The sequence below is a fragment of the Pseudomonas sp. GL-RE-29 genome (genome assembly GCF_019947275.1).
Lineage (GTDB): Bacteria > Pseudomonadota > Gammaproteobacteria > Pseudomonadales > Pseudomonadaceae > Aquipseudomonas > Aquipseudomonas fluorescens_A.
Genome location: NZ_JAGYGD010000028.1, coordinates 19,384 through 37,125 on the forward strand (window position 1 = coordinate 19,384; position 17,742 = coordinate 37,125).

At 60.0% G+C, this 17,742-nt stretch carries 16 protein-coding genes and 1 tRNA gene; 9 read left to right on the forward strand and 8 right to left on the reverse strand.

The window, feature by feature from the left end; translation table 11 throughout:
- Positions 1-8: 8 nt before the first annotated feature.
- The 4 genes from KGB21_RS21170 to KGB21_RS21185 form a co-directional block, all read right to left on the reverse strand.
- Positions 9-470: a cupin domain-containing protein gene (locus KGB21_RS21170; RefSeq protein ID WP_034150611.1), complete on the reverse strand. Its 462-nt coding sequence runs from the start codon at positions 468-470 to the stop codon at positions 9-11.
- A 289-nt stretch (positions 471-759) separates the two neighbouring features.
- Positions 760-834: transfer RNA gene (locus KGB21_RS21175), tRNA-Gln, on the reverse strand.
- Between the two features lie 216 nt (positions 835-1,050).
- Entirely contained in the window at positions 1,051-3,048 is a 1,998-nt protein-coding gene (locus tag KGB21_RS21180; protein ID WP_223506601.1) for a peptidase U32 family protein, read from the reverse strand.
- A 185-nt stretch (positions 3,049-3,233) separates the two neighbouring features.
- Positions 3,234-3,614, reverse strand: a complete 381-nt coding sequence (locus KGB21_RS21185; protein WP_034150609.1) for a RidA family protein — start codon at positions 3,612-3,614, stop codon at positions 3,234-3,236.
- Positions 3,615-3,899: 285 nt separating this feature from the next.
- Between KGB21_RS21185 and KGB21_RS21190 the strand changes: the two genes are divergently transcribed.
- Positions 3,900-4,319: an organic hydroperoxide resistance protein gene (locus KGB21_RS21190; RefSeq protein WP_034150608.1), complete on the forward strand. Its 420-nt coding sequence runs from the start codon at positions 3,900-3,902 to the stop codon at positions 4,317-4,319.
- Between the two features lie 381 nt (positions 4,320-4,700).
- Here the strand turns inward: KGB21_RS21190 and KGB21_RS21195 are convergent, their stop codons facing one another.
- Positions 4,701-4,937 carry a hypothetical protein gene (locus KGB21_RS21195; RefSeq protein ID WP_034150607.1) on the reverse strand — a complete coding sequence of 79 codons (237 nt, stop codon included), beginning with the start codon at positions 4,935-4,937 and terminating at the stop codon, positions 4,701-4,703.
- Between the two features lie 181 nt (positions 4,938-5,118).
- Here KGB21_RS21195 and KGB21_RS21200 point away from each other — a divergent pair, with 181 nt between their 5' ends.
- The 6 genes from KGB21_RS21200 to yghX all read left to right on the forward strand — a co-directional run bounded on the left by KGB21_RS21200 (position 5,119) and on the right by yghX (position 12,438).
- Positions 5,119-6,882, forward strand: a complete 1,764-nt coding sequence (locus tag KGB21_RS21200) for an L-lactate permease (protein ID WP_223506602.1) — start codon at positions 5,119-5,121, stop codon at positions 6,880-6,882.
- 322 nt (positions 6,883-7,204) lie between these two features.
- Positions 7,205-8,704 carry a glycolate oxidase subunit GlcD gene (gene glcD, locus KGB21_RS21205; protein ID WP_223506603.1) on the forward strand — a complete coding sequence of 500 codons (1,500 nt, stop codon included), beginning with the start codon at positions 7,205-7,207 and terminating at the stop codon, positions 8,702-8,704.
- Complete coding sequence (gene glcE, locus KGB21_RS21210; RefSeq protein ID WP_223506604.1) at positions 8,704-9,768, forward strand: glycolate oxidase subunit GlcE; 1,065 nt, start codon at positions 8,704-8,706, stop codon at positions 9,766-9,768. Before glcD ends, glcE begins: the two co-directional genes overlap by 1 nt.
- A 3-nt stretch (positions 9,769-9,771) precedes the next feature.
- Positions 9,772-10,989 (forward strand): glycolate oxidase subunit GlcF, encoded by a 1,218-nt coding sequence (glcF, locus tag KGB21_RS21215; protein WP_223506605.1) that lies wholly within the window; start codon positions 9,772-9,774, stop codon positions 10,987-10,989.
- Between the two features lie 21 nt (positions 10,990-11,010).
- Positions 11,011-11,409 (forward strand): heme-binding protein, encoded by a 399-nt coding sequence (locus KGB21_RS21220; protein WP_034150602.1) that lies wholly within the window; start codon positions 11,011-11,013, stop codon positions 11,407-11,409.
- Positions 11,410-11,550: 141 nt separating this feature from the next.
- Complete coding sequence (yghX, locus tag KGB21_RS21225) at positions 11,551-12,438, forward strand: YghX family hydrolase (RefSeq protein WP_223506606.1); 888 nt, start codon at positions 11,551-11,553, stop codon at positions 12,436-12,438.
- Positions 12,439-12,581: 143 nt separating this feature from the next.
- Here yghX and KGB21_RS21230 read toward each other — a convergent pair whose 3' ends face one another.
- The 3 genes from KGB21_RS21230 to KGB21_RS21240 all read right to left on the reverse strand — a co-directional run bounded on the left by KGB21_RS21230 (position 12,582) and on the right by KGB21_RS21240 (position 15,607).
- Entirely contained in the window at positions 12,582-13,235 is a 654-nt protein-coding gene (locus KGB21_RS21230) for a peroxiredoxin (RefSeq protein ID WP_034150600.1), read from the reverse strand.
- A gap of 153 nt (positions 13,236-13,388) precedes the next feature.
- Positions 13,389-14,333 (reverse strand): aldo/keto reductase, encoded by a 945-nt coding sequence (locus KGB21_RS21235; RefSeq protein ID WP_223506607.1) that lies wholly within the window; start codon positions 14,331-14,333, stop codon positions 13,389-13,391.
- Positions 14,330-15,607, reverse strand: coding sequence for an NTP/NDP exchange transporter (locus tag KGB21_RS21240; RefSeq protein ID WP_223506608.1), 1,278 nt, complete (start codon positions 15,605-15,607; stop codon positions 14,330-14,332). Before KGB21_RS21240 ends, KGB21_RS21235 begins: the two co-directional genes overlap by 4 nt.
- Before the next feature lie 51 nt (positions 15,608-15,658).
- On the opposite strand from KGB21_RS21240, the gene KGB21_RS21245 reads away from it, so the two are divergent.
- Positions 15,659-16,468 (forward strand): alpha/beta hydrolase, encoded by an 810-nt coding sequence (locus KGB21_RS21245; RefSeq protein WP_223506609.1) that lies wholly within the window; start codon positions 15,659-15,661, stop codon positions 16,466-16,468.
- 259 nt (positions 16,469-16,727) lie between these two features.
- Positions 16,728-17,588: a CAP domain-containing protein gene (locus KGB21_RS21250; RefSeq protein ID WP_223506610.1), complete on the forward strand. Its 861-nt coding sequence runs from the start codon at positions 16,728-16,730 to the stop codon at positions 17,586-17,588.
- Positions 17,589-17,742 lie beyond the last annotated feature (154 nt).

The following is a 17,742-nucleotide window of genomic DNA, read 5'->3' on the forward strand; positions in this document are numbered from 1 at the left end:
GCGGGCACTTACTTTTCCAGCACCACCAACGGCGTGTCTTTCTTCACGATATAGGTCGCGAGTTCCGAGCCTTTGCCTTGACCAATATTCTTCGCCACATGCGCAGTACCAGCCGGGATGTACAACGAATCCCCGGCCTTGAGCGTTACCGGCGGCTGCCCTTCAAGTTGATATTCGAAGGTGCCGTCAATCACGTAGGCGACTTCGACGCCCGGATGGGAGTGTTTTGGCGACACCACGCCCGCATCGAAATCAACGCGAACCTGAATGACTTCACGCCCTTCAACGTCGAGGTCGCGACGTACCAGGTCGGTACGCTTGAGCCCTGTCTGCCAGCTTTTCGCCGGTGCTTGCCCAGCGTCGGCAGGCTTCGTTTCCTGGGCTTGTGAAAGGCCGGCGAAGGCCGTGAATGCCGTGGCGAGGGCGATGCCGAGCAGGCCAGCGACTTTACTTTTATTGTTTCGGGACATCGCAATTCTCCAATGAGCGCAGGGTAAAAAAGCGCGGGGTGCCGTTGTGCGGCAACCTCATTAGACGGTCATCGTGTATCGCCTACGTGTCGTCATGCCCATGCTTTTGTATGCGCAGGTAGTTTTTGCCACGAGGGATACGTTCAGATACACGGGCCAGCCATGCCCCTCTCCCAGGAAAAACTGGCAGACACAAAAAACGCCAACCGGAGACCGGTTGGCGTTTTTGGTATTACGTTCATCCTCAACTCGCGACAGCTGCCGACCAAGTCAGGATGAGCATCGAATATGGCAGGGGCGGCTGGATTCGAACCAACGCATGGCAGGATCAAAACCTGCTGCCTTACCGCTTGGCGACGCCCCTGTATCTGCTAGAGCCCGTTTGAGCCGTTGCAAGAGTGGGCGGAAATTTAACAACTTTTATCGGGTATTGGAAGCCCCAATGAAAAATTAATTTGTTCTAAAACAGCCACTTACCATTAATCAACATTCAGCACAATCTGCCTGGCGACTATTCTCCGCTCGATCCGCTGAAGTGCCTGGGCAAGCGTGACGCCATGACGTCGCGCTTGCCCGGTACTCAGTGAGGCGCGCGATGAATGGTTTTGAGCAGGTCTTCGGGGCTGATGTGGCCGACGACCTCCTGCACGCTGCCCGGTTGCGGCGAGTGGAGAATATGCCCTTTCATTTTGCCGATGATGTGCATCTCGCAGGGCTTGCAATCGAACTTCAGCGTCAACACTTCATCGCCGTGAATCAACTGCATCGGTGCAACCTTGGTGCGCACGCCAGTCACGCCTTTGGCCTGTTTCGGGCACAGGTTGAAGGAGAAACGCAGGCAATGCTTGGTGATCATCACCGGCACTTCGCCTGATTCTTCGTGAGCCTCGTAGGCCGCATCAATCAATTTGACGCCATGGCGATGGTAGAAATCGCGAGCCTTCTGGTTGTAGACGTTGGCCAGGAACGACAGGTGCGACTCCGGGTACACCGGCGGCGGCGTGGTCTCGGCTTTACGGCTGCCGCGCGGATGGGCGGCGACCCGCGCCTCGGTCAAGGCTTCAATCACTTCACGGCGCAAGGCTTTGAGCTGCGAGTTCGGAATGAAGTACGCCTGCGGCGCGTCCAGCTTGATGTCGACAGCGTGGTACTGGGTAGTGCCCAGCTGGCCAAGCAGATCGTGCAATTGCTCCAGCGCCTGTTCCGGCTTGTTGGCTGCACCAAACGGGCCGTCCAGCGTGACGCTGGCACTGATGCCCTCTTCGCTGGTAGCGATCAATTCCAGCTGTTCTTCACGCAAGCGAGCGACCCAATTCAGGGCAATACGGCGCTCGGAAGACGTCTTTTGCAACGCCTGTTGCCAGTTGTGATCGAGGTTGCGATTCAACGGATGGTTGGGACGCAGCTTGTACATGCCTTCCGGCATCTCGTTGGGCTCGACGCGATAGCGATAGCGTTTCTCGCCGTCCTCCTCGAACTCGCCTTTGGGTTCGGCGATGTTGGCGCGGAAACCCACCACTTCACGCTTGACCAGCACGTTGAGGCCGTCGCCGTTGGACAGCGGTTCGTGGGTCACGACCTGCATGTCACGCTTGGCGACTTTCTCGACCACGCCCACTGGCAAACCGGTGAAGGTCGGCGAGTCAAAAGCGCCGATATCAATCTTGCGGTCAGTGACGAAGTAATCGGTGCTGCCGCGGTGGAAGGTTTTTTCCGGGTCAGGCATGAAGAAGTGCGCGGTGCGGCCGCTGGAGGCGCGAGCCAGGTCCGGGCGATCTTCGAGGACGTCGTCCAGGCGCTGGCGGTAATAGGCGGTGATGTTTTTCACATAGCCCATGTCCTTGTAGCGCCCTTCGATCTTGAACGAGCGCACGCCCGCCTCGACCAGTGCGCGAATGTTGGCGCTCTGGTTGTTGTCCTTCATCGACAGCAGGTGCTTTTCGTAAGCGATCACGCCACCCTTCTCGTCCTTGAGGGTGTACGGCAAACGGCAGGCCTGGGAGCAGTCGCCACGGTTGGCGCTGCGGCCGGTCTGCGCGTGGGAAATGTTGCACTGTCCGGAAAACGCCACGCACAGTGCGCCGTGGATGAAGAACTCGATCGCCGCATCGGTCTCGTCGGCAATGGCGCGGATCTCTTGCAGGTTCAGCTCGCGGGCCAGTACCAGTTGCGAGAAACCGGCCTGATCGAGGAACTTCGCCCGCGCCAAGGTACGGATGTCGGTCTGGGTGCTGGCGTGCAGCTCGATCGGCGGGATGTCCAGTTCCATCACGCCGAGGTCCTGGACGATCAGCGCATCGACGCCGGCATCGTACAGTTGATGGATCAGCTTGCGGGCCGGCTCCAGCTCGTTGTCGTGCAGGATGGTGTTGATGGTGGTGAACACGCGGGCATGGTAGCGACGGGCGAATTCCACCAGTTGGGCGATGTCGCTCACCTCATTGCTGGCGTTGTGGCGCGCGCCGAAGCTCGGGCCACCGATGTACACGGCGTCAGCGCCATGCAGGATGGCCTCGCGGGCGATGGCTACGTCGCGGGCGGGGCTGAGCAATTCAAGGTGATGCTTGGGTAGGGACATGTTTTTTTAGTCTGGCTTGTCACGGTCAAGGTGCGCATTGTAGCGGCGAAACGCTTGACCGGCACCCGCAGGCTGCCCGATGGCTTGTTTGCCAGCCAGATAAGATCAAAAGATCGCAGCCTGCGGCAGCTCCTACAGGGAAACGCGCAGGCTGCGATCTTTTGATCTGCCCTTGCGAGCGGCTTTTAAGCCTTGGCCGCCATCGCAGTCACTTCAACGCGCATGCCTTCCACCGCCAGCGACGCCACACCGACGGCGGCGCGCACCGGCCACGGTTTGGCGAAGAAGCGCTTGTAGACCTCGTTGAAAGCGGCGCGGTCAGCCATGTCGGTGAGGTAGATGGTCAGGTGCAGAACCCGGTCCATCGAACTGCCCGCGCGCTCCAGTGCAACCTTTAGCGCCTGCAGGGTGCATTCACTCTGCTCGACGATGCCGCCCAGTTCCAGGCTACCGTCTGCGCGGGTCGGAATCTGCGTGCTGACCAGCAGCCCACCGAAACCGGCGACGTCAGAGGAAATGGAGTCCGCATCGGGATCAGGGAGAAAGGAGATGTCTTGGTTTGCCATGGGGATCTCTTGCTTGAGGTGAAAACGGGGATGGTGGGTAGTTTACAGACCCGTTGTCAGGCCGTCCCTGAATAAGCTCGAAAAGCCGCAGCGCCCTGATTGATCAGTGGACTGTGTCGCCTGGCAAAAACAGCACGTTTGTATCGATGTGTATTTACCAGCGCCGAATTTACACAGCGATACACAACCGTCCGGTCAGGACATATGCCAAGTACATAAAAATGAAAAAGTGCGCTCGTCGCGGTTCAGCTGACCGAATCGCCGAAAAATTTCTCAGGAGCGCACATGATCAATCAAATCGATACCGTGCTGTATACCGGCAAGACCGTCACCACTGGCGGCCGTCAAGGCGAGTCGCACAGCGACGATGGACGCCTGGACATCAAGCTTTCCCCGCCCGGCTCTTCCGGGAGCGGTACCAACCCCGAACAACTGCTGGGTGCCGGTTGGTCGGCCTGCTTCATTGGCGCCATGGGCAAGGCAGCCGTTGCCTTGAAAGTGACGTTGCCGACTGACGTTGCCGTCGCGACTGAAATCGATCTGGGCAAGAGCGAAAATGCCTTTTTCCTCCAGGCGCGCCTGAATGTCAGCCTGCCGGGACTCGACCCGGAGCTGGCCCGTGCGCTGGTGGACGCGGCTCACCAGACTTGTCCGTATTCCAAGGCGACTCGCGGCAATATCGACGTCACCATCAAACTGGTGTAACCGCGTCAGCCAGCCTGGCTGCCTTCAGACATGAAGAAGCCCGCACAAGGCGGGCTTCGGTTAATCAAGTAGGTGGCCAGTGCTGGTCTCTGGCTTACAAGGTTTATCAGGACTCCCACAGAACAGTTTTGTGCTGTCCTGCTTCACACGGCATAAGGGCTGGATCTCAGCGCGGAGATCTTTCTAACCGTGTACCCTTCGGAGCGCGCCCCACGCGTCCTCGCTATCCGCTTGCGCATCAGTCTGCGTTTTCACCTACACCTTCAGAGTAGCAAAGCACTCAGCGTGTGGTGTGGTGTTTTTAGACCGATTTCATCCTGCAAAAAGTGCGGCAGGACGGAAAAATGCTATTGCGGCAGGCTGCACTCAAAAAAGGCCGGTCTACAACGTTCTCTGGCTATTTCCAATGCCCTTGGCGATATCAATTCCCCAATCCATCGCTGCTTCCATGTCCAGCATGTGGGGCTTGGGATCGAGGTTCTCGTTAATGACCGAGCCATCAGGTCCGTATACGCCGATAAGCATCTTCAACGAACCGTCCTTTTGTATTTCAGCCTTGACCCTGATGCTGCATCCGTTAGACAGCGTCTCCTTGTGCTCTTCATGGCGCTCAGTCATTGCGGCATTCCTCCCATTGCTGGTTTTCCGACCCTATTGGCCATGCTAGCTCAGCCCAGCGAAACAGGGCGTATTCACGGGACCGAAGGCTCGGCCTGACAGCGGCGAAATGCCACCTATACTACAAGCCACCGCCCCCCCTGGGGTCTGCACGTCCAACAATAAAAAGCAGAGGTGGAACATGGTTTGGCAGCAAATCTACGATCCGTTCAATAACCCGGTGATATCTACCCTGATGGCCGCCGTGCCCGTGGTGGTGATGCTGGCGGCGCTGGCGTTCTTCCATGTCAAGGCGCACCTGGCGGCATTGATGGCCCTCGCGTCCGCGCTAGTGATCGCAATCTTCGCCTTCGGCATGCCCGCCAGTATGGCCGGTTCGGCGGCGTTGTACGGAGCGGCCAACGGATTGCTGCCCATTGGCTGGATCGTCCTGAACATCATTTTCCTGCACCGCCTGACCACCGAGAACGGTTCGTTCAAAGTGCTCCAGGACTCGCTCGCGCGGATCACCGATGACCGACGCCTGCAATTGCTGCTGATTGCCTTCTGCTTCGGTGCTTTCTTCGAAGGGGCCGCCGGTTTCGGTACACCGGTGGCGGTGACCGGGGCGATTCTGATCGGCTTGGGCTTCTCACCGCTGGCCGCTTCGGGCCTGGCGTTGATTGCGAACACCGCGCCTGTGGCTTTCGGTGCCTTGGGTACGCCGATCATCACTTTGGCCAAGGTCACCGGTCTGGATGAGATGGAGCTGTCGATGATGGTCGGCCGGCAATTGCCGTTCTTTTCGGTAATCGTACCGTTCTGGCTGATCTGGGCCTTCGCCGGCTGGCGCAAGATGCTGGAAATCTGGCCGGCGATCCTGATTGCCGGCGTCAGTTTTGCCGTTCCGCAATTCATCGTTTCCAACTATCACGGGCCGATGCTGGTGGACGTGATTGCCGCGCTGATCTCCATGGCCTGCTTGACCGGTTTCCTCAAGGTGTGGAAACCGGCCACCATACACACCTCCGCAGCGTTGTCCGGGCGGGTCGACAACTCGAAAATTGCCGAAGAACACGACGAAAAACCGGTCGCCAGCGCAGCGTTTGCCAGCGATGCCAAACCTGCGGTCATGCGCGCCTGGATGCCGTGGATCATCCTTACGGTATTCGTTTTTGCCTGGGGTACTCAGGGCTTCAAAAACATGTTCGATACCCGCCCGGCGATTGATCCAGCCACCAACTCGGCGAAACTCGACCCTCAGGGCAAGCCGATGCGCGAAGCCAACCCGATCTTCGCCCCGATCGTGACGTTCGGCACGATTCACCAGCAGATCGAGAAGGTTCCACCGGTGGTGCCTGCACCGAAAACCGAAGAAGCGATCTATAAATTCACCTGGTTCACCAGCACCGGCACCGGGATTCTGCTGTCGGCGATCCTCGGCGGGTTGCTGATGGGCTACTCCATCCCGCAACTCATTCATCAATACCTGCGAACGATCTGGGTTGTGCGTTACTCGCTGATCACCATCGTTGCCATGCTCGCGCTCGGATTCCTCACGCGATATTCGGGGCTGGACGCGACCATGGGCCTGGCGTTTGCAGCCACGGGGATTTTCTACCCCATGTTCGGCACCCTGCTCGGATGGCTCGGCGTGGCGTTGACCGGTTCGGACACCGCATCCAACGTGCTGTTCGGCGGATTGCAGCGAGTCACTGCCGAACAATTGGGACTCAGCCCGGTATTGATGGCCGCCGCCAACAGTTCCGGCGGGGTCATGGGCAAGATGGTCGATGCCCAGTCGATCGTGGTGGCGTCAACCGCGACTCGCTGGTACGGGCACGAAGGGGAAATCCTGCGCTACGTGTTCTTCCACTCGATCATCCTGGCGATCCTGGTCGGTGGGCTGGTGACGTTGCAGGCGTACGTCGAGCCATTCAGTTCCATGGTGGTGGGCGGACATTGAATCGACAGCGTAGGTACATTGCCCTGTAAATCTTCTCCCCTCGCCCGGATGGCCTCCCCATTCGGGCTTTTTGTTAACTGAAGGAGCGAGCCCGCTCGCGATAGCGGTGATACATCATGGATCCATGTGACTGACCCACCGCTTTCGCGAGCAGGCTCGCTCCTACAGTGATTGGTCGGCGTGCCAGGCAAAATTAATTGAATAAAAATCTGCAACAACGGGACAAACAAGGCATAGACAGCAGCACGTTACAGGCCAATGATGAAAATCAGTGGTTTACGCAAACAGACCTCACAGAACAACAAACGAGGGTCGTGCGCCGATGAACATTCTCTACGATGAACGTGTTGACGGCGCCCTGCCTGAAGTCGACAAAAACGCGCTATTACAAGCCCTGCAAACGCAGATGCCGGAGCTGGAGATCCTGCACCAGCAGGAAGAACTCAAGCCGTACGAATGCGACGGACTCTCCGCGTATCGCACCACGCCCATGCTGGTGGTGCTGCCGCGGGACATTGAGGAAGTCCAGGGCGTGTTGCGGGTATGCCACGAGCGGCACGTTTCGGTGGTCGCCCGGGGTGCCGGAACCGGTTTGTCTGGCGGCGCCTTGCCCCTGGAAAAAGGCGTGTTGCTGGTCATGGCGCGCTTCAACCAGATTCTCCACATCGACCCCGCCGCCCGTACGGCACGGGTTCAACCGGGGGTGCGCAACCTGGCGATTTCCCAGGCTGCCGCCCAGTATGGCTTGTACTACGCGCCCGACCCGTCCTCGCAAATCGCCTGTTCCATCGGTGGCAATGTCGCGGAAAACGCCGGTGGCGTGCATTGCCTCAAGTACGGTCTGACGGTGCACAACGTGCTCAAGGTCGACATCTTCACCGTCGACGGCGAATACCTGAGCCTCGGCTCGAACGCCCTCGACTCGCCCGGCCTCGACTTGCTGGCGTTGTTTACCGGATCTGAAGGCATGCTCGGGGTGATCACCGAGGTGACGGTCAAACTGCTGCCCAAACCTCAATCGGCCAAGGTGTTGCTGGCGGCGTTCGATTCCGTTGAAAAAGCCGGGCGAGCGGTGGGTGACATCATTGCCGCCGGCATCATCCCCGGTGGCCTGGAGATGATGGACAACCTGGCAATCCGCGCCGCCGAGGATTTTATCCACGCGGGCTATCCGGTCGATGCCGAAGCCATTCTGCTCTGCGAACTCGATGGCGTTGAAGCCGATGTCCACGATGACTGCAACCGCGTACGCCAAGTGCTGGAACAGGCTGGCGCCACCGAAGTGCGCCAGGCCAGGGACGAGGCCGAGCGCGTGCGCTTCTGGGCCGGGCGCAAGAATGCGTTCCCGGCAGTGGGTCGCCTGTCACCGGACTATTACTGCATGGATGGCACCATTCCGCGCCGTGAGTTGCCCGGCGTGTTGCACGCCATCGCCGAGTTGTCGACCGAGTACGGCTTGCGGGTGGCCAACGTGTTCCACGCCGGTGACGGCAACATGCACCCGCTGATCCTGTTCGATGCCAACCAACCGGGAGAGCTCGACCGCGCCGAAGCCTTGGGCGGCAAGATTCTCGAGTTGTGCGTGAAAGTCGGCGGGAGTATCACCGGTGAACACGGTGTGGGCCGCGAGAAGATCAATCAGATGTGCGCGCAATTCAACAGCGATGAGCTGACCCTGTTCCATGCGGTCAAAGCCGCGTTCGACCCGAGCGGTCTGCTCAACCCCGGCAAGAACATTCCGACGCTGCACCGCTGCGCGGAGTTTGGCGCCATGCACGTTCATATGGGTCAGATGCCCTTCCCGGAACTGGAGCGTTTCTGATGAGCAACGAACAGGATTTCGATGACAGCAGCACGCTTTTGGAGCAGGTCAACCAGGCACTGCAAAACGCCACGCCGCTGCGCATTCAGGGTTCCAACAGCAAAGCGTTCCTGGGACGCGTAACGGCGGGAGAAATACTCGACACGCGCGCCCACCGAGGCATCGTCAGTTATGACCCGACGGAACTGGTGATCACGGCACGTTGCGGCACACCGCTGGCCGAACTCGCGCAAGCGCTGGATGCCGCGCAACAGATGCTGCCGTGCGAGCCACCCTCCTTCGGTGACGCTGCCACCGTCGGCGGGATGATTGCCTGCGGGCTATCGGGACCGCGTCGTCCGTGGTCGGGTTCGGTGCGCGATTTCGTCCTCGGAACGCGGGTCATTACAGGCCACGGCAAGCACCTGCGCTTCGGTGGCGAAGTCATGAAAAACGTCGCCGGCTACGACCTGTCGCGCCTGATGGCCGGCAGTTACGGCACGCTCGGGCTGATCACCGAAGTCTCACTCAAGGTCCTGCCCAAACCCCGGCAATCCTTGAGCATCAGCCTGGACATGGACAGCGACCGCGCCTTGGCGCACCTGGCGCAATGGGGCCAGCAACCGTTGCCGATCAGCGCTGCGTGTCATGACGGTCAGCGCCTGCACTTGCGGCTTGAGGGCGGCGAAGGTTCGGTTGCAGCGGCCCATGACCGCTTGGGCGGTGAGCTACTGGACGCTTCGTACTGGGCCGATCTCAACGAACAACGCCTGAGTTTCTTCGATGAGGACCAACCCCTTTGGCGACTATCCTTGCCAAACAACACACCCAAGTTGTCGTTGCCCGGCAGGCAACTGATCGACTGGGGTGGTGCTCAGCGCTGGCTCAAATCTGACGCCGAGGCCGGTTTTATCCGCCAAGTGGTCGATGAGGTCGGCGGCCATGTGACTTGCTACAGCCATGGTTTGATTGACAGCCCGTTCCAACCTTTGCCCACCCCCCTGATGCGCTACCACCAGAACCTCAAACAGCAACTCGACCCACGGGGCATCTTCAACCCCGGTCGCCTGTACGCGGAGCTTTAAGCCATGCAGACCACATTGAGCGAACAAGCCCGCCTACTACCCCGCGCCGAAGAAGCCGAGCGCATCTTGCGCACCTGCGTGCACTGCGGTTTTTGCAACGCCACCTGCCCGACGTATCAATTGCTCGGCGATGAACTGGATGGCCCGCGAGGGCGCATCTACCTGATCAAAGAGGTGCTGGAGGGCAACGAGGTCACGCAAAAAACCCAGCAACATCTGGACCGCTGCCTGTCGTGTCGCAACTGCGAAACCACCTGCCCGTCCGGTGTCGATTACCACAACCTGCTGGACATCGGCCGGGCGGTGGTGGATGCGGCGGTACCGCGCCCGATCGGCCAGCGCTTGTTGCGCGAGGGATTGCGTACCGTGGTCCCTCGCCCAGATTTGTTCAAAAGCCTGGTCGGCAGCGGCCAGATGTTCCGGGCATTGCTGCCCTACATATTGCAAAGCAAGCTTCCGCGCAGTGCACCGCAGGCCAGGGCGCGCCCCGCCACCGGTCATGCCCGACACGTACTGATGCTGGAAGGTTGCGTGCAACCGAGCCTGTCGCCCAATACCAATGTGGCCGCTGCACGGGTGCTGGATCGACTCGGGATCAGCGTCACCCCAGCTCGCGAGGCCGGTTGCTGCGGTGCGGTGGATTATCACCTGGACGCTCAGGCCGCCGGCCTCGATCGCGCCCGTCACAACATCGACGCCTGGTGGCCCAGCATTGAACAAGGCGCCGAGGCCATCGTGCAAACCGCCAGCGGCTGCGGCGCTTTCATCAAGGACTACGGTCATCTGCTCAGCAGCGATCCGGCTTATGCCGAGAAAGCAAAAACCGTCAGTGCACTGGCCAAGGACTTGGTGGAAGTGTTGCGTAACGAACCGCTGGAGCGACTCGGGATACACAATGCCCAACGCCTGGCCTTCCATTGCCCGTGCACGTTGCAGCATGCGCAAAAACTCGGTGGCGCGGTCGAAACGCTGCTGGAGCGCCTTGGCTTCAACCTCACGTTCGTGCCCGATGGCCATTTGTGCTGCGGCTCGGCGGGCACTTACTCGCTGACCCAGCCGGAGTTGGCCCGCCAACTGCGCGACAACAAGATGCATGCGTTGGAAAGCGGTTATCCCGAAGTCATTGTCACGGCTAATATCGGCTGTCAGTCGCACCTCGACGGGGCTGGCCGGACACCTGTGCGGCACTGGATCGAACTGGTCGACGCCGCGTCGCACTAACCCAGCCCTGGAGAGTTCCTCATGAAAAGCAAAGCCATCCTGAGCCAGACCGAAGTCGGACAAATCCTTGCCGCTGCTCGCACCGAGGCTCAGAACAACCAGTGGGCGGTGACCATTGTCGTAGTCGATGACGGCGGCCACCCGCTGGCCCTCGAACGTCTTGACGGTGCCGCGCCCATCAGCGCGTACATCGCCACGGAAAAAGCCCGGACTTCGGCCTTGGGCAGGCGCGAATCCAAGGGTTATGAAGACATGGTCAACGGCGGGCGCCATGCTTTTTTGTCGGCGCCGTTGCTGACGTCCCTGGAAGGTGGCGTACCGATCATTGTCGACGGCCAGGTGATCGGCGCGGTTGGCGTGTCCGGGGTCAAGGCCGAGCAGGATGCGCAAGTCGCGAAAGCGGGTGCGGATTCACTGTAGGAGCTGCCGAAGGCTGCGATCTTTTGATCTTGATTCTGTTTACTTCGATGCCGCCAAAAGATCGCAGCCTTCGGCAGCTCCTACAATGGCAATGTTTATCCCACAGGTATGCGTTAAACCAGACACAGAGGAACCGCACAGATGACCCGTCTCACTGCGAAAGACTTTGCCCCGGAACTGCTGGAACTCTACGACTACTACGCCCACGGCCTGATCAACCGGCGCGAGTTTCTCGACCGTGCGGCGTTGTTCACCCTCGGTGGTTTGACGGCCAGCGCCCTGCTGGCGTCCTTGAGCCCGAATTACGCACTCGCCGAGCAAGTCGAATTCACTGACCCGGACATCATCGCCGAGTACATCACCTACCCTTCACCCAAGGGCCACGGGCAGGTTCGTGCCTATCTGGTGCGCCCGGCGAAAGTCACCGGCAAGGTCCCGGGTGTGGTGGTCGTGCATGAAAACCGCGGGCTTAATCCCTACATCGAGGACGTTGCCCGGCGTGTGGCCAAGGCTGGTTTCATTGCTCTTGCCCCGGATGGCCTGACCTCGGTCGGCGGCTATCCCGGTAACGACGACAAGGGTCGAGAGCTGCAGGCAAAGGTCGATCCCGAAAAGCTCATGAATGACTTTTTCGCCGCCATCGAATGGCTGATGAAACATGACGCGGGGAGCGGCAAGGTCGGTATCACCGGATTCTGCTACGGCGGAGGCGTCACCAATGCGGCGGCGGTGGCCTATCCGGAACTGGGTGCGGCGGTGTCCTTTTACGGTCGGCAGCCCGAGAGCAAAGACGTCGCCAGAATCAAGGCGCCGGTAATGCTGCACTTCGGCGAACTTGATACGCGGATCAACGAAGGCTGGCCTGCCTATGAGAAGGCGCTGAAAGCCGACGGCAAGACCTATGAGGCGTTCATTTATCCTGGGGCCAATCATGGTTTTCACAACGATTCGACGCCGCGTTATGACGAAGCGGCGGCGAAGCTGGCGTGGGATCGGACGTTGGGGTGGTTTCGCAAGTATTTGGTTTGATCGATAGTCAACCGGCCAGCAGGGCTGGCCTCATCGCGAGCAGGCTCGCTCTCACAGGTTTTGAGTCGTGATTGAATTTTGGTATCGACTCAGTCACCTGTGGGAGCTAGCCTGCTGGCGATGGCGGACTAAAGGCTAACGCCTCACTTCGGTTGCGCCACCGTGCGCAGATACGGTTTGAGCGTCTTGAAGCCATCCGGATATTTCTTCTTCGCATCCTCGTCAGATACTGAGGTCGGGATGATCACGTCTTCCCCCGGACGCCAGTTCACCGGGGTTGCCACGGTGTGTTTGGCATTGAGTTGCAGCGAATCCAGCAGGCGCAGCACTTCATCGAAATTGCGCCCGGCACTCATCGGGTAAATCAACATGGCCTTGACCTTTTTGTCCGGGCCGACAATGAACACCGAACGCACGGTGGCGTTGTCGACGGCAGTGCGCGAGCCGCCGCTGGCATTGGGGTGGATCATGTCGTAGAGCTTGGCCACCACCAGGTCTTCATCACCAATCAGCGGATAGTTGACGGCGGTACCCTGGGTTTCCTCGATGTCACCGACCCACTTGTTGTGATCACTGACCGGGTCGATGCTCAGCCCCAGGACCTTGGTGTTGCGCTTGTCGAATTCCGGTTTGAGTTTGGCCAGGTAACCCAGTTCTGTGGTGCAGACCGGTGTGAAATCCTTCGGATGGGAAAACAGGATGGCCCAGCCGTTGCCGATCCATTCGTGGAAGTTGAGCTTGCCTTCGGTGGTTTCGGCAGTGAAATCCGGTGCTTCGTCGCCAATACGGATAGACATTATCGATCTCCTTGCTGTGATGGACAGGGACGCCGTCAGGGTGCCGACTGCGGCTCCAGCGGCATGAGATTCTGTTGACGCGACTCAGTATAGGAGAGGTTCCATGACCCGCCGGAAACCGGGACATGCACTGTGTAATCCCTTGTTTCAACGTTATTCCACTAATGCTATCAACTGATGACGGTGGGCATCGGTGAGCATCGGGCCGAAACCGGCGCCTGCGTTTTCCGTCATGTAACGCGGGTTTCCGGTACCGGGAATCACGCAGGTTACCGCTGTATTTGACAGCAAGAATTTGAGCGCCAGTTGCGGCCAGCTCTTGGCCCCGACCTCCGCAGCCCAGCCCGGCAAAGGTTTGCCTTTGAGCCGGCCAATCAGGCCGCCACCACCGAAGGGCCGGTTACAGATCACCGCCACGCCTTTCTCGCGGCACAGCGGCAGGATGCGTTTCTCCACGGCGCGATCGTCCAGGGCATAGTTGATTTGCAGAAAATCCAGCGGCTCGGCTTTCAGCACGGCCTCCACTTCTTCGTAGGCCGACGAGGTGTAGTGGGTGATGCCGATGTAGCGAATGCGCCCTGCTTCCTTCCAATTCCGCAAGGTCGGCAGATGGATTTGCCAGTCCAGCAGATTGTGAATCTGCATCAGGTCGATGCGGTCGGTTTGCAACAGCTTGAACGACTGCTCCATTTGCGCGATGCCTTCCTCACGGCCACGGGTCCACACTTTTGTAGCCAGGAACGCCGGCGAACGCGGCTCGTGGATTGACAGCAATTGGCCCGTGGTCTGTTCGGCGCGACCGTACATCGGTGAGCTGTCGACCACCGTCCCGCCCTTTTCGAACAACGCATGCAGTACCGCGGGCAGCTCTCTGTAGGCGGGATCCGAAGGCGCCACATTAAAACCGCGATAGGTGCCCAACCCGACAATGGGCAGTAGCTCTTTGCTGGATGGAATGGCGCGGGTCTGCATGGTCTTGCCTCCTGTTTCGGTCGTCGGCGTGGATTGCGCCCCGGCCGGACCGAGCGTGAAGACCGCCGAAACACCGGCAGCCAGCGTGAGTATTTTCCTGCGGGTGTAACCGTCAGGATCGCTCATGGAATCCCCCTCTCCTGACGATCAGGTTCGGCACGTTGCGCCTGCTGTCTGGCCAGCCACAGACATAACCCGCCCCACAACCCGGCGAACGGCACGATGACCACTGCCACCAGGCCGAACCCCGCGCCCAGCGCCGTCAAACCGGCGGACAACCAGCCACTGGCGGCATCTCCGCCGCGATAGACCAGCGTTTCGATGACATTCTTGGCCTTGTACTTCTCCTCGCGGCTGACCACGGTCCACAACACCTCCCGCGCCGGCCGCACGATGGCGAACTCGACGGCGCGACGTAGCCCCTGAGCCAGCGCCACCGTCGTCGGAACGGGCGCCAATGCCATGGCGACGAAGGCCGCGATCGTCGCCAACGGCAACGCTGCCAGCGCCCCGCCAATCCCGACCAGACGGATCAACGGCGCCGTCAGCAACAGCTGGAAGGTCAAGGTCAGGGCCGACACGATCAAGTCGACGATGGCGAAGAATTGCGTCCTGCTGCCTACATCAGCGTAGCTGCCAGCCACAATTCGTCCTTGCTCGAAATACAACAAGGTCGCCGCGCTGGTGTGCAACAGCATGAAGAGGACTAGCCCCAACAGGTACGGCGAGTGCAGGATCAGGGTGATTCCGCCGAGTATGCTGCCGCCCATGCGCCGTTCGTCGAGTAACGGATTGCCGGACTGTGATTGCGTCCTGGACAACAAGGCTCGATAGCAACGCACGGCGACTTCCAGTAACACCGCCGCCGCGACGGTCAAGGCCAGCGGGCCCAGACGAGTGGCCATGGTGGCCGCCAGCAGCGGCCCGATAAACGTGCCGAGCGTGCCGCCCGCCGCAATGCAGCCAAACAAGCGCCGCCCTTGCTCGCTGGAAAAGCGGTCGACCAGCACGCTCCAGAAAATCGAGACGATGAACAAGTTGTAGATGCTGATCCAGACGAAAAACACCCGCCCGACCATTACCGGTGCGACGTGATTGGCGATCAGCAGGCCAAACACCAGCATCGACAAGGCGATCACCCGGTAGATCAACGGCACGAACCGCGTGGCTGGCAGGCGCGAAGCCAACGCACCGAACACCGGAACCATCAGCAGCATCACCACAAACGTGGCGGTGAACAGCCACTGCAACTTGTCCGCGCCGCCTTCAAGACCCAGGGCGTCGCGCAGCGGTCGAACCAGGTAATAGCTGGCCAGCACGCAAAAATGGAAGGCGAAACCTAGCAACAGGGCCGCTCTTTCAGTCGGCCGTACATCGAGCCATTGAGGCATGTTGGGCATCGGAGCCCTCCTTTACCGCCAGCTACACTCTGTCAGCACCCGGAGCCGTCAATGCCGCCCACTAACGTTAGCCGAATGTCTCGTACCCTGGTGTTACTCGTCGTCATCCCCGCAGCGGTCTATTTGGCGCTCTGCGCTGCGCTGTTCGTGTTTCAGCGCGCGCTCATCTACTTCCCGCAACCCCGCGCCATCGACAGCGCTGAAACGTTGCTCACGCTGCCCGTTGAAGACGCACAGGTGCTGGTTTCGGTCAGGCCGCACGATGGCCCGAAAGCGCTGATCTATTTTGGCGGAAATGCCGAGGACGTTTCGCGCAGCCTGCCGTCGTTCGCAGAGGCGTTCCCCGACCATGCCCTGTTTTTGCTGCATTACCGGGGTTACGGCGGCAGCACCGGCTCCCCTTCCGAGGAAGCAATTGCCCGCGATGCCATGACCCTGTTTGACAAGGTCTACACCGATCATCCGCAGATTGCCGTGGTCGGGCGCAGCCTGGGTTCCGGAGTCGCCGTTCGCCTGGCCAGTTACCGCCCGGCGGCGAAATTGCTGCTGATCACGCCTTACAACAGCCTTGAAGAACTCGCGGCCCGGCAGTTTCGCTGGTTTCCGGTGAGGTGGTTATTGAAGGACAAATTCGAATCCTGGCGCTATGCCGAACACATCACGGTGCCGACGCGCCTGATCGCCGCCGAGCATGACGAAGTGATTCCCGGGTCAAGCACCCGGCGGCTCTACAGCCATTTCGCCAAGGGCGTGGCGACGCTGCAGGTGATTCCCGGCACGGGGCACAATTCGATCAGTGACAGCCCTGAGTACCTCAAGGCATTGGGGGATGGGTTGATTGCGAACGACCCTGACCTGTAGGAGCTGCCGCAGGCTGCGATCTTTCAATCTTGATTTTTTCAAGATCAAGATCAAAAGATCGCAGCCTGCGGCAGCTCCTACAGTTGCGGTTTATGTATCAAGGTCAATTTGACGGCGATCGTTGATCCTACAGTTTGCGCCTGAACAGCCTGCCAGCAAATATACTTTTCTCCCCCGCGAACCTTGTCTCAAGGCGCCAGTCTTAGATCGGCGCCAATTCCTCCCTAATCGTCGTCATCTCATCAGAGCTGTCCGCCCCATGCGCCAAACCGCCCTCGCCTTGCGCTTCACTTCGCTGTGCCTGTTTACCTTGCTTCCCCTGATTGCCAGCCCCGCCCACGCCAGTGCGGAACGGCAACTGGTGGAAGCGATCAATGATTACCGTGCCCATCCGCAACGCTGCGAGCGGCGTCCTGCCCAGCGTTTATCGCCACTGGCGTTGAATTCGAACCTGGCCTTGCCGATCGGCTACGGTGGCGGTTTGCGTGATCGGTTAAAAGCGAACGGTTACCAAGCCGTGACCGTGCGGACAATCCGCGTGGTCGGTGCGCAGGATGCCGAAGAAGCGTTCGATCAGATGCAAAGCAACCATTGTGCGGCACTGCTGGACAGCCAGTACGCCGACATTGGCGTCAGTCGCAGCCGCGGTGAGTGGCAAGTGGTGCTGGCGCGGCCGGTGCTCGACCGGCAAATGAGTGATACCCGATCCGTTAGCAAGGATTTGCTGGCTCAAGTCAACGCCGCCCGTTCCAAGCCACGGCTCTGCGGTCGCCAGCGCTTTGCCGCCGCCCGGCCACTGGTGTGGAATGCCAGCCTTGGTGCTGCGGCGCAAGGGCACAGCAAAGCGATGGCCTACGGCAATTACTTCGCGCATCAGGACCCCGACGGTGACATGCCCGCCGACCGGGCGAGAGCCGCCGGCTTCCGCGGCCGGCAGATAGGCGAAAACATCGCCGCCGGCCAAGGCTCGCCGAGCAAGGCAATGGCGGGATGGCTCGCCAGCCCAGGGCATTGCGCGAATTTGATGAACCCGATGTTCACTCAAGTGGGCGCTGGCTACGCGACGGACGCGCGCAGTGATGAAGGGGTTTACTGGACGATGTTGTTCGGCGCGAAGTAAGGGGAATGCAGCATAAGGCTTGCTGACGAAAGCGCCCATAAAATCGCCATCGCCGGCAAGCCAGGCTCCCACAGGTTTTGCGTCAACCCAAATCCCGAAAACATCCCCCAATCCGTAGGAGCCGGCTTGCTGGCGATAGCGCCCGTAAAATCGC